Annotated in this window: 21 protein-coding genes and 5 pseudogenes; 10 read left to right on the top strand and 16 right to left on the bottom strand. The window is 68.5% G+C overall.

Annotation, left to right across the window (positions count from 1 at the left end; translation table 11 throughout):
* The first annotated feature begins 356 nt into the window (after positions 1-356).
* Positions 357-1,619: an RCC1 domain-containing protein gene (locus R2D22_RS35325; protein ID WP_318109357.1), complete on the top strand. Its 1,263-nt coding sequence runs from the start codon at positions 357-359 to the stop codon at positions 1,617-1,619.
* A 185-nt stretch (positions 1,620-1,804) separates the two neighbouring features.
* Here R2D22_RS35325 and R2D22_RS35320 read toward each other — a convergent pair whose 3' ends face one another.
* From R2D22_RS35320 to R2D22_RS35260, 13 genes and pseudogenes are all read right to left on the bottom strand, one after another.
* The gene (locus R2D22_RS35320) at positions 1,805-2,848 is read right to left on the bottom strand and encodes a DUF6292 family protein (RefSeq protein ID WP_318109356.1); all 1,044 of its coding nucleotides are present in this window, start codon (positions 2,846-2,848) and stop codon (positions 1,805-1,807) included.
* A 68-nt stretch (positions 2,849-2,916) separates the two neighbouring features.
* Positions 2,917-3,045: a hypothetical protein gene (locus R2D22_RS35315; protein ID WP_318109355.1), complete on the bottom strand. Its 129-nt coding sequence runs from the start codon at positions 3,043-3,045 to the stop codon at positions 2,917-2,919.
* 322 nt (positions 3,046-3,367) lie between these two features.
* Positions 3,368-4,063 (bottom strand): hypothetical protein, encoded by a 696-nt coding sequence (locus tag R2D22_RS35310; RefSeq protein ID WP_318109353.1) that lies wholly within the window; start codon positions 4,061-4,063, stop codon positions 3,368-3,370.
* A 461-nt stretch (positions 4,064-4,524) separates the two neighbouring features.
* Positions 4,525-4,896 carry a fic family toxin-antitoxin system, toxin component gene (locus R2D22_RS35305; RefSeq protein WP_318110175.1) on the bottom strand — a complete coding sequence of 124 codons (372 nt, stop codon included), beginning with the start codon at positions 4,894-4,896 and terminating at the stop codon, positions 4,525-4,527.
* Between the two features lie 2 nt (positions 4,897-4,898).
* Positions 4,899-5,162, bottom strand: coding sequence for a hypothetical protein (locus R2D22_RS35300; RefSeq protein ID WP_318109352.1), 264 nt, complete (start codon positions 5,160-5,162; stop codon positions 4,899-4,901).
* Between the two features lie 195 nt (positions 5,163-5,357).
* Positions 5,358-6,020, bottom strand: coding sequence for a hypothetical protein (locus R2D22_RS35295; RefSeq protein ID WP_318109350.1), 663 nt, complete (start codon positions 6,018-6,020; stop codon positions 5,358-5,360).
* A gap of 691 nt (positions 6,021-6,711) precedes the next feature.
* Positions 6,712-7,026 (bottom strand): hypothetical protein, encoded by a 315-nt coding sequence (locus R2D22_RS35290; RefSeq protein ID WP_318109349.1) that lies wholly within the window; start codon positions 7,024-7,026, stop codon positions 6,712-6,714.
* A 12-nt stretch (positions 7,027-7,038) separates the two neighbouring features.
* Positions 7,039-7,368: a hypothetical protein gene (locus tag R2D22_RS35285; RefSeq protein ID WP_318109348.1), complete on the bottom strand. Its 330-nt coding sequence runs from the start codon at positions 7,366-7,368 to the stop codon at positions 7,039-7,041.
* 132 nt (positions 7,369-7,500) lie between these two features.
* Positions 7,501-8,225, bottom strand: a pseudogene (locus R2D22_RS35280) (IS5 family transposase); the annotation flags it as partial.
* Between the two features lie 98 nt (positions 8,226-8,323).
* A pseudogene (locus tag R2D22_RS35275) lies at positions 8,324-9,168 on the bottom strand (IS5 family transposase).
* Positions 9,169-9,416: 248 nt separating this feature from the next.
* Positions 9,417-10,013: a hypothetical protein gene (locus R2D22_RS35270; protein ID WP_318109347.1), complete on the bottom strand. Its 597-nt coding sequence runs from the start codon at positions 10,011-10,013 to the stop codon at positions 9,417-9,419.
* Between the two features lie 87 nt (positions 10,014-10,100).
* Positions 10,101-10,217 (bottom strand): annotated as a pseudogene (locus tag R2D22_RS35265) (IS5/IS1182 family transposase); the annotation flags it as partial.
* Positions 10,218-10,511: 294 nt separating this feature from the next.
* Positions 10,512-13,406: an AfsR/SARP family transcriptional regulator gene (locus R2D22_RS35260; protein WP_318109346.1), complete on the bottom strand. Its 2,895-nt coding sequence runs from the start codon at positions 13,404-13,406 to the stop codon at positions 10,512-10,514.
* A 134-nt stretch (positions 13,407-13,540) separates the two neighbouring features.
* Here R2D22_RS35260 and R2D22_RS35255 point away from each other — a divergent pair, with 134 nt between their 5' ends.
* Positions 13,541-14,413 (top strand): SGNH/GDSL hydrolase family protein, encoded by an 873-nt coding sequence (locus R2D22_RS35255; protein ID WP_318109345.1) that lies wholly within the window; start codon positions 13,541-13,543, stop codon positions 14,411-14,413.
* A gap of 479 nt (positions 14,414-14,892) precedes the next feature.
* Entirely contained in the window at positions 14,893-15,462 is a 570-nt protein-coding gene (locus R2D22_RS35250) for a GNAT family N-acetyltransferase (RefSeq protein ID WP_318109344.1), read from the top strand.
* A gap of 65 nt (positions 15,463-15,527) precedes the next feature.
* Here R2D22_RS35250 and R2D22_RS35245 read toward each other — a convergent pair whose 3' ends face one another.
* Positions 15,528-15,728 carry a hypothetical protein gene (locus tag R2D22_RS35245; RefSeq protein ID WP_318109343.1) on the bottom strand — a complete coding sequence of 67 codons (201 nt, stop codon included), beginning with the start codon at positions 15,726-15,728 and terminating at the stop codon, positions 15,528-15,530.
* A 36-nt stretch (positions 15,729-15,764) separates the two neighbouring features.
* Between R2D22_RS35245 and R2D22_RS35240 the strand changes: the two genes are divergently transcribed.
* The 6 genes and pseudogenes from R2D22_RS35240 to R2D22_RS35210 all read left to right on the top strand — a co-directional run bounded on the left by R2D22_RS35240 (position 15,765) and on the right by R2D22_RS35210 (position 18,784).
* Complete coding sequence (locus R2D22_RS35240) at positions 15,765-16,373, top strand: transposase family protein (RefSeq protein WP_318109342.1); 609 nt, start codon at positions 15,765-15,767, stop codon at positions 16,371-16,373.
* Positions 16,374-16,628: 255 nt separating this feature from the next.
* A complete protein-coding gene (locus R2D22_RS35235; RefSeq protein WP_318109340.1) occupies positions 16,629-16,808 on the top strand; it encodes a hypothetical protein in 180 nt (59 codons plus the stop codon).
* Between the two features lie 128 nt (positions 16,809-16,936).
* A pseudogene (locus R2D22_RS35225) lies at positions 16,937-17,769 on the top strand (IS5 family transposase).
* A gap of 79 nt (positions 17,770-17,848) precedes the next feature.
* Entirely contained in the window at positions 17,849-17,992 is a 144-nt protein-coding gene (locus R2D22_RS35220; protein WP_318109338.1) for a hypothetical protein, read from the top strand.
* A 125-nt stretch (positions 17,993-18,117) separates the two neighbouring features.
* On the top strand, positions 18,118-18,369 hold the full coding sequence (locus R2D22_RS35215) for a ribosomal protein L7/L12 (RefSeq protein ID WP_318109337.1): 252 nt from the start codon (positions 18,118-18,120) through the stop codon (positions 18,367-18,369).
* A gap of 127 nt (positions 18,370-18,496) precedes the next feature.
* A complete protein-coding gene (locus R2D22_RS35210) occupies positions 18,497-18,784 on the top strand; it encodes a DUF5959 family protein (protein WP_318109336.1) in 288 nt (95 codons plus the stop codon).
* Here the strand turns inward: R2D22_RS35210 and R2D22_RS35205 are convergent.
* Together R2D22_RS35205 and R2D22_RS35200 are read right to left on the bottom strand one after the other, a co-directional pair.
* Positions 18,777-19,543 (bottom strand): annotated as a pseudogene (locus tag R2D22_RS35205) (IS5 family transposase). The gene R2D22_RS35210 and the pseudogene R2D22_RS35205 sit on opposite strands and share 8 nt — an antisense overlap.
* Positions 19,544-19,677: 134 nt before the next feature.
* On the bottom strand, positions 19,678-20,067 hold the full coding sequence (locus R2D22_RS35200; protein ID WP_318109333.1) for a VOC family protein: 390 nt from the start codon (positions 20,065-20,067) through the stop codon (positions 19,678-19,680).
* A 424-nt stretch (positions 20,068-20,491) separates the two neighbouring features.
* On the opposite strand from R2D22_RS35200, the gene R2D22_RS35190 reads away from it, so the two are divergent.
* A complete protein-coding gene (locus tag R2D22_RS35190; RefSeq protein WP_318109332.1) occupies positions 20,492-20,617 on the top strand; it encodes a hypothetical protein in 126 nt (41 codons plus the stop codon).
* Positions 20,618-20,895 lie beyond the last annotated feature (278 nt).

The following is a 20,895-nucleotide window of genomic DNA, read 5'->3' as shown; positions in this document are numbered from 1 at the left end:
CAGACGGGCGAATCCGCCGCTGCCTTGAACCCTCGGCGCCCAGACGCCGGCCGTCGCCTGACCTCGTCGCGCTCGCGTCACCTTCTTCGACTCCGCGACGATGCAACCGGAGAATCACGAACGAGGCGGCGGCACCCCGGCTGCTCCACTCCATGCGAGCACGCAGGGCCCAGGCTCAGGTCGCCCTCGAACAGCCAGAAGAGCTCGTGCGGCCGGTGTGCCGGTCGGCCGTCTGCAGCAACCCGGCCACAGTCCTGGTGTCACCCCCGCACCGACGGTCACCGAATGAATCACAATCATCACTCCATGTAAGCGCCGCCGGGGACGGCCGCGCACTCCACACGCCGAGGTGACCCATGCAACTGCTGCAGACCAGACGGCACAGGCCGAGAACCGCCCTGTCGACGGGACTGCTCGTCCTGCTGACCACCCTGGCGGCGCTGCCCGCGCCGCCGGCCGCCGCGCAGGCCCAGCGTGTCGAGTCCTGGGGCTCCAACCACTCCGGGCAGCTCGGCGACGGCACCACCGACGATCGGCACACCCCGGTCACCGCGGCCGGACTGACAGCCGCCAACGTCACCGGCCTCGCCGCAGGCGGAGCTCACGGCCTGGCACTGCTGTCCAACGGCACCGTCAAGGCCTGGGGCGGCAACTCCTTCGGGGAGCTCGGCGACGGCACCACCTCCGGCGTCCCCACCACCGACCACCGCACCCCCGGCACCGTACGCGAGCTGAGCGGCGTGACCGCGGTCGCTGCCGGCTGCTCCCACAGTCTCGCGCTACTGTCCAACGGCACCGTCAAGGCCTGGGGCAACAACTTCTCCGGGCAGCTCGGCGACGGCACCACCCTGGACATCTCCAACAGCACGCCCGTCACCGTCATCGACCCCAACAACCCCAGCGCCCCCCTCAGCGGCGTGACCGCCATCGCCGCCGGCTGCGACCACAGCCTCGCCCTGCTGTCCAACGGCACCGTCCGAGCCTGGGGCGCCAACGGCAGCGGGCAGCTCGGCAACGGCACCACCGGCGCCGACAGCGGAACCCCCGTCACCGTCATCGACCCCAACAACCCCAGCGCCCCCCTCACCCGCGTCCGAGCCATCGACGCCGGCTGGGACCACAGCCTCGCCCTGCTGTCCAACGCCACCGTCAAGGCCTGGGGCGACAACGAGTTCGGGCAGCTCGGCAACGGCACCACCGGCGCCGACAGCGGAACCCCCGTCACCGTCATCGACCCCAACAGTCCCGGCGCCCCCCTCAGCGGTATCCGCGACATCGACGCAGGCGGCGACTACAGCCTCGCCCTGCTGTCCGACCGCACCGTCAAGGCTTGGGGCACCAACGGCAACGGGCAGCTCGGCAACGGCTCGGACAGTGGTCCCCCCAACGGCACCCCCAACACCGTCCTCAACCTCACCGGCGTCCGGGACATCTCCGCCGGCGATGTCCACAGCCTCGCACGCCTGTCCGACGGCACCCTCAGAGCCTGGGGCGACAACGAGTTCGGGCAGCTCGGCGTGGGCAGCACCACGGACAACGGCACCCCTCTGCCCGTCCGCACCGGCATCGGCACCATCACCCACATCGCCGCGGGCGGCACCTTCAGCCTCGCGGCCTGAGACCCACTCCGCCCCCTGAAGGACAACCCCTTCCCGTACTCCCGCCCGCCCCGCCCCGTGGAGCACGGGGAGGCGGCGGAACCCCACCGCCTCCCCCGGACACACGGCACACCCGTCTCCGGGCCCGTCAGCCGACCGGGGGGGGGCAGTGTGGCGGACGAGTTCGGAACGGCGCGGCAGGGAACTCAGGCGTTGGGTCGCTTGGTTCCCTTGCGTCCGTCGGCCAGCGCCTCGAGCAGCTCCGCCGACTCCGGGTGGATGCCGTGGCCGATGTAGCGGATGCCTTCGCGCTCGGGCGCGGCGCCGGTGTCCTTGCCGATCGGGTGACGTCGGCTGGTCGCGGTGCGCCATCCGTACCGCTCGTCCCATACCAGCGCCGGCGCGGACTGTCCGATGGCAAGGGGGACGGCGGCGGCCAGGTGCTCGTCGTCGAGCCGGCGCGTCGCTACCTGAACCGACTCGGCGACGCCGGCCTCTGCAAGTGCATCGGCGACCTGCTGCAGGTACAGGCGCGTGCCGCGGGCACGCAGTTCGGCCTCGGCGATCGTTGCGGCGCCGCGGTGGGTGATCGTGGGATAGCCCAGGCGCTCGGCGGCGTCGATCGGGGTGAGGCCGGGCTCGGCCTCGACCAGGTCGGCGATGCGCCGGCCCCGGAGCAGCGCCAGGCCGGCCTGGGCGGTGGGGAACTTCGTGATGCCCAGGGTGTCGGCGACCTCGGTGAGCGTGATCGCCGGGTTGTCGTCGAGGAGTTCGGCGATCCGGGGCAGGGTCTCATCGCGCGGGATCATGTCTCCGCTGCCGGTGCGGCGGCCGCCGCCGGCGCCGCGGCCGGGTCGGGAGGCTTTGTACGCGCGGACGACGTGGCGCGGCCAGTGTTCGGTGCCGTCCTGCCCCGGGACGAGGACGACATGTTCGGCCAGCTTGGGGTCGCTCTTGTACTTGTTCCAGCTGGCCGGCGCGACGCCGAGTTCGGCCGCGGCTTCGTGGCGGTCCAGGAGGTCCTCGTCGTCGTCGAGCTCCGGCAGGGCCGGAATCGGCTCTCCCGCGTGGAAGGCGGCGATCTGCTCGCTGTCCCACAGCAGCGCCCTCGAGGTGGGCGAGCTGATCGGGGCGGGATACCCCTCCTGGGCGTACGGCTTCTTGTTGCGGAAGGTCCCGAGCGACACGCCCTGCTGGGCGGCCAGGTCGGCCATGGTCTGTACGTACTGCAGGCGTCCGGCGCGGATCATGATCTTCGTTTCTCCATCACGGCCTGGGGGCGGGGTGCCGGTTCGGGGCGCCCCGCCCTGGGCGGGCGTCAGGTGGTTGAGGTGACGTCGGCGGCCTCGATCTCCTGGAGGTGATGGTCGACCTCTCGCCGGGCCAGGGACAGGGGCATGGGCTGCTGCTCCTTGCGTGAGTGTGCTCGGTGTTGGTGCGCTGCCACGACACCCAGCGAGACAACAATAACCCTCTTGCGTCACTATCGGCAAGGATGCGCGTTCCGACTGCGGGACCGGGCGGATACACTCGCCAGCGAGACCGCTTCTCGGGTTCTCCTGCGGAGTGTGTGTTTTCGGTTGGCCGGCGCCCTTGCCACCCGCTTCGGCGGATTGGGCGCCGGCCGTTTACTGGCTCGTCCAGGGCAGCCGCTTGAACCCCGGTCCGAATCGCCTTCCTCCCACTCACGAACTCCCGATTGCCCGCAGGTGCATCTCCAGCTGCCTGGCCACCCGGGAAAGGTCACGATCGATCGACTCATTCAGGAGTTATCGACGCAGCGCGTCCAACCGCGACTGGAGGTACCTGTACTCCGGCGACGCCCTGTCGCTCTCCTGGACGCCCTTCGCAAACCTCTCCGCACCACGCCAGCAAGGGTCCGTCAAAGCCGCCGCATAGTCGCGCTCGCCTTCTCCTGTCTTGGCGAGGTACCCCTCCGGGGCGGCATGCACGACTACGGGAAGCGTGATGGGACTGCCGCGATCCGGCTCCAGGGTCAGTTGATAGCGATACACCTGAATGACCTCGGGATCGGGTGCACTGGGTCCCACGCTGAACGCCATAGTTTCCGCGTCGTGCGCTGGCAGCTTCCAACGCATGGGCTGAACCAGCGTCTTGCCTGGCTTATCAGCATCGCCGATTTTGAAGCCGTAGCGCCCCTCGGGGTATCCGAGGCCTCCGCCGTCCTTGCATCCGAGGTTCTCGAAGGCGAGAAGGTGGAGCGTCGCCTTCTTGATCGTCACCGTGTCGTCGCCCTCATTGCGAAGGGTGATCGTCGCCATGGATGACGTCCACTTGACGGGCCTGGTTTTCACCTCAGAGTCCATGTCCGTGTAGTACTCGTCAGCTTGAATGTTTCTCTCTTTGTCGACGTTGAAGTCGGAGATCGCCACCGTCGGGGTCTTGTCTCGCTCTGGCTGCAGATCGGGCCAGAACATGAAAACCAGGACGATGATCCCGGTCACGATGGATAAGCAGGCTCCGACGACTGTGACCACCGCTGTCCTGCGCTGCCAGAACGGCCTTTCGGGGGCCGCAGGGCGGTCCTGAGCGGTTGGCGTCTGGTTCCTGCTCGCCGAGACGGGCAAACGTGGAGGTTGGGCAGCCGTGCTCTGCGACGGCGACACCCACTCTCTTGACCGCCGTGATTCTTGATCATCGCTGCCCACGCCAGGCTCTGCCACTATCCCTCCAGCGCATCGTCGTCGCACACGTAGCCCGCAAATCAAACTGCAGGTCACCGCGCGGCAACGTTAGCCACACACAGTTGAGTTGTCCTCGTCGGTCGCCCAGCAACGACCAGAACTGGACAGGAAGGCACGCCGCACCATGGACATGACGCCTCGTGCCCACCGCCCGAACAGCGGGATGGGCGCCATCCGGCTTCGCAAGCTCAAGTGCTCGTAGCCGCGGCGCGCGGTGTGGTTCAGCGCGCCCAGGTGCGGAGATGTTCGACGATGCCGCCTGTAGTGCCGTGTGGGTCGTAGAGCGTACGGGCAAGGGCGGTGAGCTGTTCCCGACTGGGGTCGGCGGGGATGCCGCTGGCGTTGAGGTACATGACGGCGACGGCGCAGGCGACGCTGAGGTTAGAGCGTTCCAGCCAGCGGCAGCGGCCGAGGGTGTGCACGAGGGCGGCGGCCCGGGCGTACGGGCCGCGGTACACGGGCTGCTCGAGAAGCTCCGCTCGGTGGCGGGCGACGGCCGCGAGGGGAACGCCGAGGTCGTCAGGTGCGGGGTCACCGTGGCCGGCGCGTTCGGCTACCTCGAGGATCCAGGACAGGTCGACGTGCAGGGACATGCTCACGCAGCGGCGCCCCGGTCCTGCGGTGCCGAGGCGTGCTGCGCGTCCAGGTCGGCTTCCAGGTCGGAGAGGAAGTCGCCGTGGGCGTCGAGGAGGCGCTGGGCTGCGGCCATGCCGGCCGCGCGGGCGCCTGTGGTGTCCTCCACGATGAGGCGTTCGACGTACTTGTTGAAGTCCAGCCCTCGGGCGGCGGCGGCGTCCTTGCCTGCGGCGAGAACGTCGGGTGCCAGGCGGAGCTGGGTCTGCTTCCTGTCACTGCTCACCCCCTCAAGGTAGCAGGGTGGTAGCAGGGCGGGCGAGTGGTCTGGCGGCATGCCCAGTCGGCCTGCCTCCGGCCGGGATCGTGTCGGGCAACGTTGTTCACGTTCGCGTCGAGACGGTGGCCAGGGCCACCCGGCGTGGATATCTACTGCTGGAGTGGATCCGCTCTGACCGTGGGTCCGAAATGGCGTGCCGCTCTACCGCTCGTTGGGGTCGTCCTCACCGTCAATCTCGTAGATCCGCTCTTGAAGCCGTTCACCTGCCCAGTCCGGCGCGGCGCCCAGGTCAAACCAGTGCCGATCCTTGCGGACTCCGGGCGGTGCGAGGTTCACCGCCGCCCACGAGAACACCCCCAGGAGGATGGAACGCCCGTGCTGCGTTGTGCGCACGGACAACGCAAACGGCGCGGCGAGCGCCGCGCGGCTGACCAGCATGACCTGTTCGTCCTCAGAACTTCGACGCCCACCCGTGAGAAACCGGGGCTCTTCAAGGATCTTGACCCACTCGACCACTGCGTCTGCCACCTGGGCGCGCAAGGACTTCTCGATGCCCTGGCGGACGGCGGTCGCGGGATCCTCGCCGAGCCAGCCGAGCCAGTGATCAGGGTCGGTGAGCTTGCTGAAGTCGTCCTGTGGCACCCCGTGACGGGGATTCTCCTGGTACTCACCTGTCAGTTTCCCGCTGCTGTCCACCAACCACGCACCGCGGATCGCCTCGGGAGGTACGTAGCCGTTCGGGTCATCGATATGCGTCGGATCGATCTCGGCGACGCTGCCACCCGGATTCTCAGCAGCCGCAGCCAGCAGCGCCGGCTCGTTCGGTATGCCCTTACGCCGGCTTCGCGAGCCAAAAAGCCCCACGTCCCACCCCCACCTTTGTCTGCTCAGTTGACCGCGATTGTGCCGCACTGGTCAGGACCGCATGAGGGGGTGCTCGTGACGGCGACGGTGGGTGGGGAAGAGCGCCCTCATCACGCCCATGCTGCGCGGCAGACGCGGGAACACAAAAAGGCCCTCGCCCTGCCGCGTCGGTCAGCAGAGCCAGGGCCTGTCCAGAGGGCTGGTCAGAGATCGTGACCCTCAGCGACCGCGCCGTCCGCGGACGGGCTGGCGACGACGGACAGCCGCACCCTGCCTCGACCGAGAGGAGTAAGGGCCACGGCGTGGTGGGCGCCGGCATCATCACCGAGGGCTTCGGGCTCGAACGCCTCAAGGGGACGAAGGCTGTCCGCAGGCGCGCACCGAGGTCCCAGGGTGCGCCCGCGCAGCGAGAGGCGTCCGGTAACGCCACGATGCCTTCCGTCGACGCAGCCGACAGAGATGTGCAGGAGCTTCGGGCCTGGGACGGTGGCGGCGAGCCGCTGACGTGGGCGGTGAGCTCGCGCAGGCTGGAGTCGCGAAGAGGGTCGCGACGATTCCGCTCTCTCCCATTGCGCACTCTCATGTGCTTCGGGGCCCGCGGCGAGCAGGGCCCCCGCTCACAACTGGTCAGAACCGTGCGGGCCGGCGGAGAGTGAAGGTCGCTTCACGTAGTTCACCCGTAGGAGCGGAACTACTGGCGAGGCTGCTCGCCCCGTCCGGAGAAGGTGGTGGTGTTCGTATCGTCGCTCTCGGCGATACTCAGGAATGCCCGGGCAGCAGCCCGGGAGACGGGCTCATCGCTCTCGGCGATCTGGTGCATCGTCTCGATGAGAGCTTCGACCACTGCATCGTCATCGCCAGCAGAGACGATCAGCTCACGATCGAGGATTTCGCTCCGCACCAAGGCCCCAATGATGATGTTGCCGGCAGTGGCAGGGTCGCCCTCGCGGAGCTTGACGCCTGCCTCTGGGATAGCAAGCCAGACCTGCTTAAGAGCGCCTAACACAATGAGGTGGTGCTACCAGGAGGCGACGCACTCAGTGAGGTCTTCCGAGAGGAAGAGGAGGAAACGCTTCTGTGGTCCGGTGATGGTTGCCATGTGGACCCGGGCCGTTCCTGCGGCGTGGAGTCTTTCGACGGCGTCGGCCAGTCCGGGTCGGGAGGGGACGATGCCCATCTCACGCATGGATTCCTGCCGCGCTGACCAGTTGGTCCAGAGCAGGGTGGCGGAGGCTGTCGAGTTCAGATTGATTTCGTAGTCGGCGCCTGCCTCCAGCTCAGCGAGGGCTGCAAGCGCGGAGACACTGCCGTCGCGGACCAGTACGGAGCGCAGGGTGTCGCGGTTCATGCGATCAGTCTGCCGGACCCGCATTGGGCGTGAGGCGGGTGCCGGTCACGTCAGAGACAGCACTTGTCGGTGGGTAATCAGGCAACAGGCAAGTGCGAGGAAGGCTTCGTGGATGTCGGCTCGCCGTTCCCAACGAACGCGGAGGCGTTTGAAGCCGTGGAGCCATGCGAAGGTCCGCTCGACGACCCACCGGTAGGTTCCGAGCCCACTGCCGTGAGGTGTTCTGCGGCGGGCGATGGCAGGGATGATCTGGCGGGCCCGAACCTGGTCGCGGTAGATGTCGTGGTCGTAGCCGCGGTCAGCGAAGACGGACTGGGGCTTGCGGCGGGGTCGTCCGGGCCGTCCACGGACGGGTGGGATGGCGTCGAGCAGGGGCATGAGCTGGGTGACGTCGTTGCGGTTGCCGCCGGTGAGGATGACGGCGGGCGGGGTGCCGTGTCCGTCGGTGATCAGGTGGCGCTTGGAGCCGGCCCGTCCCCGGTCGACTGGCGAAGGGCCGGTCTGGAGCCCCCTTTTAACGCTCTGACGTGGCTGGAGTCGACGACCGCCCGTGACCAGTCGAGCCGGGCCGCCGCGTTCAACTCGGCCAGCAGTACCTCATGCAGCTGCTGCCAGACCCCGGCCTCGTTCCAGTCCCGCAGTCGGCGCCAGCACGTCATGCCGGACCCGAAGCCGAGCTCCTGGGGCAAGTGTTCCCACTGGATGCCGGTGTGCAGCACGAACAGGATCCCGCACAGCACCTGCCGGTCCGGGACCGGCTTGCGGCCCGGGTACCTGAACCGTCTCTCCCGCTTCGGCAGGAGCGGCTCAATCCGCTCCCACAGGTCGTCCGACACGATCCAAGGCGAAGCCCCCATGACCCGGACAACGCCGAACCTGCAGACCGGACACGGCCACCAGGACCGATCCACCTCATTGTGTTAGGGACTCTAAGAGGTCGTTTTCGTCCGATGTTTCATCCCGATGTGGGATGCCTTGCGGACTTCTCGTCGGTGAGACGGCGGACCATGAGACCGGTCATCACGAGGTGAACCATGACTTCCGAGCGGGTGGGCAGGGTCTCGTAGTCGCGGGCCAGGCGGCGGTGGAGCATGAGCCAGCCGTAGGTCCGCTCCACCGCCCCACCGCTTCGGTATTGGGGGGAAACCTCTGCTCCCGGGCTTGCGGGCGGTGATCTCCATGTCGATGCCGAGGACGGCGGCGTGCTCGACGAGGTGCTGGCGGTAGCCGCCGTCAATCCACACTTTCCGGATGCCTGGGTGATCCGCGGCAACCTAGTCCAGGAGTCGGGCGCCGGCGATGGAGCCCTGCACGCTCGCCGCCGGTGACCAGCACGGCGAGGAGGAGTCCGAGCGTGTCGGTCACGATGCTCCGCTTGCGTCCCACGATCTTCTTCCCGGCGTCGATGCCCTGACAGGAAGCCGGGACGCTGGTGGAGGTCTTCACGCTCTGGGCGTCGATAACGCACGCTGACGGCTCGCCCTCCCGCCCTTCCCTCTCGCGCAACAGCTGCCGGAGCAGGCCGTTGAGCTGGGCGAACACACCCTCGTCGGCCCATTTGGCGAAGTATCCGTAGACGGCGTTCCAGTGCGGGAAGTCATGCGGCAGGTAGCGCCACTGGACCCCGGTCCGGTCCACGTACAAGATCGCGTCCATGATGTCGCGCAGGTCGTGCTCGGGCGGCCGGCCGAAGTCCAGGGACCGGCCGCGACGCTCGAAACGCCAGGCCGCAAGCACCGGATCGATCAACTCCCAGCGGGCATCGGACAGATCACTCGGAGACGGGCGTCGCTTCGGCATGCTTCCGGCGTACCGCCGCAAACCGAATGCGCCCAGGCGCACGGCAACGGCAGCGGAAGCACACCACCGCGAAGGCCCAGCGTCCTGGGATGAGACAGGATTACGTCGCTCTCCGTCCCATCCGCAACCTCACATGCCGCGCAGACATCGACGGTCTCCACGGCCTCACTTGCACAACCATCCAGCACATCAAGAATCGGATGATACGCGGGCAATACAGGCGAAAACGACCTCTAGGACGTCGTTTCTTATGGCTGCGGTGCGGAGTGGGCAGCTTCAGGGAAACCCAGTTCATCCAGCAGCGCGTCGAACAGCTCCTCCACGAACGCCTCCCGTGCACGCAGCAGTCCCTCGATCCGAGACTGCTGCGCCGCGGCCTGGACACCAGCGGCTGAAGCCCACACGAGAGCGCCTTCGGCGTCGGCCGGCACCTCCGCGTCTAGCTCTGCTCGCTTATGTCCGATGGCCTCGTCGAACTCCGGGGTGGCCATCCACAGGCTCACGTCGTCCACGTCCTCGGGATCCTCGACGAGGAGGGCAGCGGCGTTGTCCAGGTTGAGCCATGCCTGCCAGCAGCGCCCGTTGGTGTCCAGGCCGGTCACGAGGGCGACGCTGCTGTCGGAGACGTCGGCGACACAGGCCGGCGCACCGGTCCATTCGACCAAGGTGGACAGGTACTCGTCCTCCCAGATGCCTTGCTCCAACTGCAGGGTCTGCCAGCCGCCCGGTCGCGGCTGCCACTCATGCACGTCGTTCCTCGGTCCTTGATTGGTGCTGCCGACCAGGGGTGCTTCCAGCAGTGGGCGCTCGCTGCGCGCAAAGACCAGATGACCGGAAAAGCCCATGGAACCTCCTCATCGAATACCAGCGCACCCCACGAGCTGTCACTGACACCACCGGCGTTGGCCGACTGTTGCTCCCGGCCGCCTGGCTCACCGGATCAGTCGGCGGAAGCCGATGGGGGCTGCGGCCATGCCGACAAAAGCGAGGAAGTATTCGGCTTTGCGTTCGTAGCGGCAGTGGAGGCGTCGGCAGCCCGCCAGCCAGGATGCAGCAAGGTAGGCCTTCGGAGATCCGCTTCACCGCGAGGCGCTGACCACGGCTCGAGTCATCACCCCACCGAGCCAGGCCGTCCTTGCCCTTGAAGCAATTGGCACGACGCGCGTCCGCGGCGAAACCGAGAGCACCAGCGGGAGAGCCTGCGTATCCGAACTGGATGCCGTCCTGCGCCCCGGCGGGCGGTTCTAGATCACGGGTGGCCTGGCAGCCAGGAGGTGGGCTCATAAGTCAACCGTCGGCCGGAGGGCTTCCGGCCCCTCGGGTACGTGCGGACGAGCGGTGGACTACTCCAGTGGGAGGGCGGCGAGCGCCGCCTCTGCGCGGTCGCTGTCAGCCGCCCTATCCTGGGATCGGTACAGGTCGAGGGCTTGGGACCAGGCCACGCGGGCCTCGTTGGGACGGTCGAGGGCGGTGAGCGTCTCGGCGATGTGGGCGAGAGTGTCGGCCTCGTTGGCGCCGTCGCCGGTCGCCTGGAACTGGGCGAGCGCCTCCCTGTAGTGGCCCAGCGCGGCAGCGTGGTCGCCGGTCTGGTGGGAGATGTAGCCGAGGCTGTCAAGGGTCGACGCCTCGTCGCCGGGCCTGCCGTGCTTGACGTGCAGGGTGTACGCCTGCTCGCAGTACGCGCGCCCCTGTGCGTACTCCCCTAGCCGGGCGTGCAGCCAGCCGACCGCGTTGAGCTGGTTGGCCAGCCAGAACGGGTTCGCCAGTTCCTCGTACAGCCGCAAGGCCTCCGTGGCGTGGTCGAGGGCCCGGCGGTCGTCGCGGTGCAGTTCCCAGATCCGGGCGAGCGTCCGGTGGATGTGCGCCCGGCCCGCCGTGTCCCCCGCGTCCTCCGCCAGGACGAGCGCCCGGTGTAAATGGTCCAGGCCCTCCGAGTGGCGGCCACTCAGCGCGTGGAAGTGGCCCAGCCTCCAATGGGCGAGGATGCGCGGCACGGAGGCGGGCTGCCGCTCGGCTGCGGTCAGGGCTGTCTGCCAGACCCGGGCGTACTCCGGCAGGCGGTGGGCTCCCAGCTGGTACGAAATGAGGGTCCACGCCAGATGGACGGCCTGGACGTGCAGCCCTGCCGACAGCGCGAGCTCCTGCGTCGCGACTAGGCAGGCGTGCTCCTCGGCGAACCAGGAGTGCGCGGCGGTGAAGTCCGGGGGTGTCCACGGCGCGCATCCGGGCGCCGGGGGGTCGGCCCGCTCCGGTTTGAACGGGGTGTGAGCGCCATCGAGGAGCTCGATCGCCGCGTACGCGGTGTGCAAGTGGAAGTCGACGAACCTGGCCGTCGCGTCGGCGCGCTCCCCCGCCTCGTCCGACGCGACGCACTCTCGTGCGTACAGCCGGACCAGGTCGTGCAGCAGATACCGTCCCGGCACGTGCTGATGGACGAGGTGCGCGGACTCCAGCTCGGCGAGCAGCAGCCGTGCCCGGCCGCGCGGGACGCCGGCAAGGCTTGCGACCGCCGCGACTCCCGCGTCCGGACCTGGAACCAGCCCGAGGAGGTCGAACAGGCGGCGGGCCGGGGCGCTCAGCGCCCGTCGCGACATCGCAAGCACCGCCCTCAGGTTCAGACTCACCGCTGGGTCGCCCGTGTCCAGAGCGTCGAGCCGACCCGTCGCGTCCGCAAGCTCGCCGGCCAGCGCGGCGAGCGGGAAGCCGGGGTGGGCGGCGGCGCGGGCGGCCACCAGGCTCAGGGCCAGTGGCAGCCCGGCGCAGTACTTCACGAGCGATGCGACGGCCTCCGGCTCGGCGCCGGTCCGCTCGGCACCAAGCCGCTCCGCGAGCAGTTCCCCGGCGTGACGGTCGTCGAAGACGGCAGGCGAGACGCTGATCGCGCCGTGTCCGACGACCAGGGAGGAGAGCCGGTTCCGGCTGGTGATCAGGACCGTGCAGGTCGGGGTGCCGGGCAGAAGCGGCAGCACCTGACCGGCGTCGTACGCGTCGTCGAGGACGACCAGGGCGCGCCGGTCCGCGAGCAGGCTCCGGTACAGACCCTCCCGCGCCGTCTGGTCCTCCGGCACGGCGTCGGCCCGCACGCCGAGCGCTTCGAGGAAGCCCCGCAGCACGTCGGACGGAGGCAGCGGCTCGGCACCCGCGTCGTAGCCGCGCAGGTCGGCGTAGAGCTGTCCGTCTGGGAACCGGCCCGCCTCCTCGTACGCCCAACAGGCCGCCAGCCAGCTCTTGCCGACGCCCCCGGGACCGGACACGACGACGATCCGGCCGAACGCCTTCGCGAGCTGCTCCCGTTCCAGGCGGCGGCCTATGAAGCCTGCGGGCGCGAGGGGCAGTTGGCGTGGGACGGCGACCGGCTCGGCAGCGCGGGGGCCGGAGGCCACGTGGGCGTCGGTCGTCGCCGGGGGGACCGGGACCACGTGCGGGACGGGCGGAACGGGGGCCTCCGGCCGGACAACGCCTTCCGGTCGGACGCCCGCCTCGGGCGGACGAACCGCTTGGCCGCCGGCCCCGAGCAGTTGCTGGTGGAGATGCTGGACGGCTGCGCCAGGAGTGAGTCCGAGCTCTTCGTCGAGACTGCGCCGGAGACTCTGGTAGTGCTCCAGGGCCTGTACCGTGCGCCCCTGCCGGTGCAGCGCCAGCATCAGCTGTCCGGCGAGCCGTTCGTCGTAGGGCTGCGCGGCTACGGCCGGCAGCAGCCTCGGCAACAGCTCCGCCTCCCTGCCCTGGCGCAGCAGCACATCGCCCAAATCCAGTTCCACCGCCTGCCGTTGAGTGGCCAGCACCTCCCCTAGGTGCGTGAACCAGGGCGTGTCCGGCACTGGGAACGCATCCCCCTCGGGAAACAACACGAGCGCCTGCCGCAGGAGTTCGCCCGCCTCCTGGTCCCGAGCCCCTCGGGCCCGGGCAACCAGAGAGCGGAACCGGTGCAGGTCGATGACGTCCGCGCGCGCCTGCGCCTCGTACCCGCCGGAGTGACGCGCCAGCCGTAACCCGGCTCCGGCCGTGGACAGCGACCCACGCAGCCGGGAGACATAGCTGTAGAGCGTGCTCACGGCGCTGCGCGGCGCCCGTTCACCCCACACCCGCTCGATCAGCTTCCCCGCGGACAGCGGCTGGTTGACCTCGACGAGCAGCACGGCGAGCACATGCCGCTGCCGCGCGTGCCCCAGGTCGACCGCACGCCCCCGAACGAGGACTTCGACGCCACCGAGCACGCGGCACTCCACCTCGCCCATGGCGCCCCCTCCCGCTCCCGAGCACACCAGTCTTCGCAGGAGAGACGGGGGATTCAAGAAACATCCAAGCCTTCGTTCCAAGCTCCGGCCGCAGGCTGAGGGCGTTCAGTCGCCACGACGTTGGAGGAACTGTCATGCGGACGACTCACCGCACATCCGTGATCCGTCTCACCGGAGCAGCGCTCGCCGCGGGCCTAGTCGCGGGTGTCACCTCGCCGGCCTCCGCCGCCGGGGACCCCTCGCCGCTCAGGTACGTCGCGCTGGGCGACTCGGTCGCCAGCGGGATCGGCGCCGGTCGGACCACGGACTCGGTCGACGGGTGCTGGGCGGACGAGGCCCGCACGAGGCGGATCGCCAACCATGCCGCCGCCTACCCGAACCGGATCGCTTCCGCTCTCAAGGCGGACCTCGACTTCACGGCCTACTGTGGTGCGTCGGTCGCTCACGTCAGGAAGTACCAGCTGGACACGTTGTCGGCGGCCACCGACCTCGTCACCGTCCAGGTCGGCGCGAACGACTTCGGATACGCCAGGGTCCTGGAGCAGTGCGTCAAGGGCGCGGCCGACAACATCGGCATCTGTAACATGAACATCGCGCGGATCAACATGCAGTACCGGCTCGAACTGCCCGGAAAGCTGCGAAAGCTGTACGACAAGATCAAGCTCAGGGCGAAGAACGCCAAGGTGGTTGTGGTCGGCTACCCGAGGATCGTCTCCCCCGACTCGACCCCGCTCTGCCTCTCGGACGGCATCATGCCCCGTTCCACCCACCAGCAGATGACCAGGGCCGCCGCAACGTTGAACGCCACGCTCAAGCGGGAGGCGGAACATCAGGACTTCGAGTTCGTCGACCCCACGAACTCGTTCAAGGGCCACGAGGTGTGCGGGGACCCCGAGTGGGTCAACGGCATCAAGCCGCTCGCCTTCGTGGACTCCTTCCACCCCAACACAGCCGGTCACGAGGCGCTGGGCTGGCTGGTCTGGCAGAAGGTCAAGCCCACGGCCTGACATCGCGCAGTGCTCTGGACCAGGGGCGCGGTGCGTCCGCTGCACGGGTCGGCGATTGTGCGATTCGCTCCAGTATGTCCTCCACGGCGGGTCTCCCCTCCCCCCACGTGCGGGACCATCGTCGTGATCCGGCTACGGGAGCTCACTCTTCACGGCATTCTCGGCGTCCCGCCGGCCCTGCCCGCGCCCGCTACCGGGCCCTGGTCGCTCCCTGGACTGGACGCATGCGTGTGCCGGGCAGGTCATGGCTGCCCGGCACACAAGGATCTCAGGGGGTGTCGACCTGCCCTGCTGTCCGCCGAGGAACGGATGGCAGGGCCAGCTGCGGGGTTACGACTTGGGGAGCGATACAGGCGGGCCCTCGGCCGTGATGTTAGGGCCGCCGTGCCATGTTGCTGCTCTTCCAGCACCCCACCCGGTGACAGCCGCGGCCCGAAAACTCCCTGGATCGTCCGACCCGTCTCGGCCATGATCCTCACGTGACCACCTACCTCGAGTCCGAGCGCCTGACCCTCCGCCCCTTCGCCGCTGCCGACGCGGACCTGCTGATCGAGCTGGACAGCGACCCGGCGGTGATGCGCTACCTGACCGGCGGCGCTCCGACCCCGCCGGAGGAGGTCCGCGACCTCGCCATCCCCAGCATCCTCGCCGGCTACGAGCGCTGGGATCACGACCTCGGCCTGTTCGCCGCGCACGAGAAGGACGGCGGCGCGTTCGTCGGCTGGTTCTGCCTGCGTCCGCTGCGCAGCGGCCCGCGTGAGGAGGCCGAACTCGGCTACCGCCTGCGCCAGGCGGCCTGGGGCCGGGGCTACGCCACCGAGGTCTCGCAGGCGCTGCTGGCGAAGGGGTTCGCCGAGCTCGGCGTCCGCATGGTCTGGGCCGAGACGATGACCGTGAACCGCCCTTCGCGCAACGTCATGGAGAAGCTCGGGATGACACTCGCGGAGAGCATCCCCACCCCGGACGACATGATGGCGGTCGACGGTTCCGAGCATGGGGGTGTGCGGTACGAGATCACGAAGGAGCAGTGGGAGCTGCGGCAGGCGTAGGCGGTGCAAGGCGCGGCGCCCGTGGATGTGAAGTCATCAGCCGCGCGGCCTTGTCTCATCAAGCCCTATCGGGTGTATCCCGACAGCATCTTGCCGAACTCGTCGTTGTGCTCGCCCCGGCGTGGGTGGCGGAGCGGGAGTCTGCACTGCGAGAGCGGCGTGGTGGCGACCACCACCGCGAGGCCGGTGCCGGCCCGAAGCATCGTCTGATGTTCGTCGACCGGGTGCTGGTCACGCTCGCGCACCTGCGACACAATCTTCCGCACTTGGCCCTGGCTGTGCTGTGAGGAGTGGACCGCTCCATGGTGTCCGCCGCGATCCGGCAGGTCCGGCCGCTGGTGGCGGCGCGCGGGTTCGCCGTGCCCGACCAGCCCGGCATCCGGCTTCGCACCATCGAGAACGTGTTCGCCTACGCCGAGGCCGAGGACGTCGAGCTGCGTATCGACGGCACCGACGTGCAGGTGAGACTCCCGAAGGCCGGGCGTCCGGGCCGCAATGCGTTCGTGTCCGGCAAGCGCAAGCAGAACACCATCAAGACCACCAAGTTCAGCGACGGCCAGGGCCGCACCCTGTTCTCCGGGGTCGCGCGGCCAGGACGGATGCACGACCAGACCGCGGTGCGCACCGAGGGCATCGCCGAGCCGCTGCGCTGCCGCCCCGGCGTCAAGGTTCATGTCGACGAGGGTTACAGGAGCCTGGCCAACCCGTTCCCACACCAGGTCACCGCCCCACCCCGCAAGCCGAAGAAGGACGCGACCGTCGGCGAACAGTACGCCTGGCGGCACGAACGCCGAGCACAGTCCTCCAATCGGATCTGCGTGGAGCACGCCAACGCCGAGTACAAGAGTGGCAGCCTCTGCAGCGCTACACCGGCCGCCGCGAAGACTTCGCCGATACCCAAGCCGCCATAGCCGGCCTAGTCTCCGACCGGTCAGCCCGCCGGGCCACCCGCCGCAAGACGAGCAAAGAACTCGTCCTCGCCGCAGACGCCCGCCCGACGTCCCGCTGATCAATCCCAGGCGGATTCCTCAGCCGAGCCTGCCCAGATTCCTAATGCTCCCCAGGCCGTAAGGAGACCAGACTCAACCGCCGCATGGTTCGCAAATACCCGTCCTCTGAAGACCCAGTCGCCCCGCCTCGTCGGGCGGCAGGATGGGCGGATGGCAATGAGCGAGACGGAACTGCTGACTCTCCTGCGCGAACTCGACGACCCCGAGCGGCTGGAACAACCGCTGCACTACGACCGCGCCGCGACCGGCCTCGCATTCGCTGGGCTGGTCCGCCGGCTCGAAGCGGACTTCGGCGCCCCGTGCGAGTCCGAGCGCGACACCCCAGGACTCCAGTGAGTACGGGCGCATCCACGTGTCCGCGGACGCGACGATCTGCGGAACACGGATCGTGGTCTGCGTGAGCAAGTTCGGCTCCCTCGCCTAGGGCGTGTCCGCAATGTCGATCGGTCGTTACTCCGTTCGTGGTGCGACGTCATGAACTGACTGATCAGGCCTGGGAAGTGATCGGGCCGTTGCTGGCTCCGCCCCGGATGGGTCGTCCGGTGCGGGACCGGCGGCAGGTCCTCAACGGAATCCTGTGGAAGCTGTCCACGGGTGCGGCCTGGCGGGACCTGCCCGAGCGGTACGGGCCGTGGAAGACCGTCTACGAACGGTTCCGCCGCTGGTCAGCGGACGGAACCTGGGACCGGCTCCTGGCCCACGTCCAGCAGCACTCGGACGCGATCGGCGAGGTCGACTGGTCGATCGTCTGCGTCGACTCGACCATCGTGCGGGCCCATCAGCACGCCGCCGGGGCCCGAAAAGGGGGCCCTGGACCGGCGAAGCACTCGGCCGGTCCCGCGGCGGACTGAGCACAAAGATCCACCTTGCCTGCGACGGACAGGGCCGGCCGCTCGCCTTCACGATCACCGGCGGGAACGTCAACGACTGCACGCAGTTCGAACCGGTCATGGCCCGCATCCACATCAAGCGATACGGGCCCGGCCGGCCCCGCACCCGACCGCTACGGGTGGTCGGCGACAAGGGCTACTCATCCCGCAAGATCCGCTCCTACCTGCGCAGACGCGGTATCGCCTGCACCATCCCCGAACGCGTCGACCAGATCAACGGACGCCTCCGGCGAGGCGAGAGCCTGTGCCGTCTCGACCGCGAGGTCTACCGGCGCCGCAACGTCGTCGAACGCTGTTTCAACCGGCTCAAGCAGAACAAGGCCCTCGCCACCCGCTACGACAAACGAGCCCGCCACTACAAAGCCCTGGTCACCCTCGCCTGCCTGCGACTATGGCTCCCTAGCTGACATTGCGGACAGGCCCTAGGTATGCGCCGACAATCCGGGGGCCTTCCTCGGCACGGACGAAGCCCGCGAGGAGGGCGCGTTGGATCCCGCTGACCTCGCCACTGTGGAGCGGGCCCTGGTCGAACTCGGCTACGAGAGCGTCCCTGAAGAACTGTTGGAGAGCGACCAGGAGGGCCCCAGCGCGCTGGAGCACTTCGCAGCGCGTCCCAGTCAAAACTCCTGAAACGAGCTGAAAACGGCCGAGCCGTACTCGATCTCCTCCGCACCCGCATCCTCGTCAGAACCTGACGTGCCCTGCCCCGTCATATGCTGCAGCCCAACGGCGGACTCATAGAGGAATCGGACACGGTGAGCGATTCGTTCTTGCTGATCTGCGACGACCAACCGCACGACGCGGTTCTCACAGACCCCGGCCCCGAGGCGATTGAGGTTGTGAAACTGCTGCACAGGCGCACGGGACTGAGCCTGTGGCACTGCAAGTCGCTCGTCAACCAGCTGCCCGCTGCCGTTCTCGAGAACGTGCCCGAAGAAGTCGCCACCGCCCTGGTGGACGAACTCCGCGAAGCCGGTGCTTGCGCCCACGCCGAAGTGAAGCAGTAGCGGCTGGCCCAGCCGTCGTCACAAGATCTGCGACAGACCCCGTTCATCCGTACTCACTGGGCACATTCTCAAGTACGCCGACACTGGGGCATGCTGAGGGCGATGTTGCTTTGACAGAGGGGTAAGGGTGGCCGAGGGCCAGGTGGCGGAACTCATCCGCTTTGCTGATGACGAGAACAGTGTGACGGTTCGTGTGCTGAACAGGACGACCGACGGGGTTCCGGAGGGATGCCTGGAAACCGAGATCGTGGCCTCCAGTGAGTTCGCGAACGGTCACCTCAAGGAGGTCTACCTGCTCGAGGATGACCTGGAGCAGTGGGCTGAGGTACTCGATCGCCTTGCGTCAGGTCGAAGCGCCGTGTGGATGGATGACGGGCGTGTCGGCGTACTAGGGCCTGTCCGCAATGTCAGCTAGGGAGCCATAGTCGCAGGCAGGCGAGGGTGACCAGGGCTTTGTAGTGGCGGGCTCGTTTGTCGTAGCGGGTGGCGAGGGCCTTGTTCTGCTTGAGCCGGTTGAAACAGCGTTCGACGACGTTGCGGCGCCGGTAGACCTCGCGGTCGAGACGGCACAGGCTCTCGCCTCGCCGGAGGCGTCCGTTGATCTGGTCGACGCGTTCGGGGATGGTGCAGGCGATACCGCGTCTGCGCAGGTAGGAGCGGATCTTGCGGGATGAGTAGCCCTTGTCGCCGACCACCCGTAGCGGTCGGGTGCGGGGCCGGCCGGGCCCGTATCGCTTGATGTGGATGCGGGCCATGACCGGTTCGAACTGCGTGCAGTCGTTGACGTTCCCGCCGGTGATCGTGAAGGCGAGCGGCCGGCCCTGTCCGTCGCAGGCAAGGTGGATCTTTGTGCTCAGTCCGCCGCGGGACCGGCCGAGTGCTTCGCCGGTCCAGGGCCCCCTTTTCGGGCCCCGGCGGCGTGCTGATGGGCCCGCACGATGGTCGAGTCGACGCAGACGATCGACCAGTCGACCTCGCCGATCGCGTCCGAGTGCTGCTGGACGTGGGCCAGGAGCCGGTCCCAGGTTCCGTCCGCTGACCAGCGGCGGAACCGTTCGTAGACGGTCTTCCACGGCCCGTACCGCTCGGGCAGGTCCCGCCAGGCCGCACCCGTGGACAGCTTCCACAGGATTCCGTTGAGGACCTGCCGCCGGTCCCGCACCGGACGACCCATCCGGGGCGGAGCCAGCAACGGCCCGATCACTTCCCAGGCCTGATCAGTCAGTTCATGACGTCGTACCACGAACGGAGTAACGACCGATCGACATTGCGGACACGCCCTAGGGGTGCGGCCCTCGGTGCATGTGGTTACAAGGTCCAGCCGCCGTACGGCACGGTGATGAGTTCCATGGCGTGGCCCGCCGGGTCCATGAAGTACACGCCGCGGCCACCGTCGTTGTGGTTGATCGCGCCGGGCTGCTTCCGGTGGGGGTCGGCGTAGTGCTCGATGCCGCGCTGTCTGATCTGCGCGTACGCCGCGTCGAACTCCTCCTCGGAGATCAAGAAGGCGTAGTGCTGGGGGGCGATGCTGTCCGCGGGGACAGTGGCGAAGTCCAGCGTGACGCCGTTGCCCAGGGCGACCGCGATGAACGGACCGCACTCGGCGGTGATCTCAAGGTTGAGCAGGTTCGCGAAGAATTCCGCGGACTCCCGGTTATCCCGGGCGTGGACGATCGTGTGGTTCAACTCGACTGACAAGGAATGCCTCCGAAGGCATGTCCCGACACCTCCATGTCTCACCCAGCCGGTGACCGACACGCGATGCTGCCGTAAATCATAGTCCTATCTACGTAGCAAGTCGACGGTAGTTGATGAGGGCTGCGGCCATACCGACGGGGCCAGGAAGCGCTCGGCCTTGCGTCGGTAGCGGCGGCAGCCGGCCAACCAGGACCCTGTCCTGTCGACGACCCAGCGATAGCGGCCCAGCCGGGTGGACGACTCGATGCCCTCTGCGGGCGATGCGGCGGCGGTTGCCCCCTCTTGCGGAGCCATCTGCACAGGTGGCCGTAGCCGTAGCCCTTGCCTGCATGAAGCTTGGCTGGGCGCCGACGACGGGGCCCTACGAGCAGGATCCCGCACGCCAGTGGCGTCAGCCAGAGACTGTCGTGCATATAGGTGCACCATGCCCGCCCAGTACGGCGCCCTGGCATCGAGACGGCCGCCGGCGATCGGCGAGCCGTGCACGACGAGCAGCGACGACACCGCGCCCGCGTCCATCCCGAGCGCCCGCGCGCTGCGGCGGGCGTAGGGGCGACCGCCTCGACCTGCCCGTGCCGGTCCTGCTCCCCGCAGTGCACCCGCCCGCCGACGAGCCGCGTCCTCCGACCGCGATGCCAACGCTTCGTATCGAGCACGACCACCGCGGTCCCGCACGGCGACCCGAGGACGTGGTCGAGCTTCGCGCAGGACCGAGGAAACGCGGACCCGCCTGATGCTGCAGACGGGGCTGGGGGGCGGTAGGTCCTCCTGCCTTTTTCGACTGCCGGGACTATGCGGCCTGCGCTGCGTCCTCGATGCCCGCCGGGA

It is taken from the genome of Streptomyces sp. HUAS YS2, from assembly GCF_033343995.1.
Taxonomy (GTDB): domain Bacteria; phylum Actinomycetota; class Actinomycetes; order Streptomycetales; family Streptomycetaceae; genus Streptomyces; species Streptomyces solicathayae.
This window is presented reverse-complemented; position numbering and strand designations above follow the sequence as displayed.

Excerpts from the sequence above, each read along its gene's own strand:
- R2D22_RS35325 (WP_318109357.1), top strand. The coding sequence starts at position 357 with ATGCAACTGCTGCAGACCAGACGGCACAGGCCGAGAACCGCCCTGTCG.
- R2D22_RS35320 (WP_318109356.1), bottom strand. The coding sequence starts at position 2,848 with ATGATCCGCGCCGGACGCCTGCAGTACGTACAGACCATGGCCGACCTG.
- R2D22_RS35305 (WP_318110175.1), bottom strand. The coding sequence starts at position 4,896 with ATGTCCCTGCACGTCGACCTGTCCTGGATCCTCGAGGTAGCCGAACGC.
- R2D22_RS35285 (WP_318109348.1), bottom strand. The coding sequence starts at position 7,368 with ATGAACCGCGACACCCTGCGCTCCGTACTGGTCCGCGACGGCAGTGTC.
- R2D22_RS35270 (WP_318109347.1), bottom strand. The coding sequence starts at position 10,013 with ATGGGCTTTTCCGGTCATCTGGTCTTTGCGCGCAGCGAGCGCCCACTG.
- R2D22_RS35260 (WP_318109346.1), bottom strand. The coding sequence starts at position 13,406 with ATGGGCGAGGTGGAGTGCCGCGTGCTCGGTGGCGTCGAAGTCCTCGTT.
- R2D22_RS35255 (WP_318109345.1), top strand. The coding sequence starts at position 13,541 with ATGCGGACGACTCACCGCACATCCGTGATCCGTCTCACCGGAGCAGCG.
- R2D22_RS35240 (WP_318109342.1), top strand. The coding sequence starts at position 15,765 with ATGGTGTCCGCCGCGATCCGGCAGGTCCGGCCGCTGGTGGCGGCGCGC.
- R2D22_RS35235 (WP_318109340.1), top strand. The coding sequence starts at position 16,629 with ATGAGCGAGACGGAACTGCTGACTCTCCTGCGCGAACTCGACGACCCC.
- R2D22_RS35190 (WP_318109332.1), top strand. The coding sequence starts at position 20,492 with ATGCCCGCCCAGTACGGCGCCCTGGCATCGAGACGGCCGCCGGCGATC.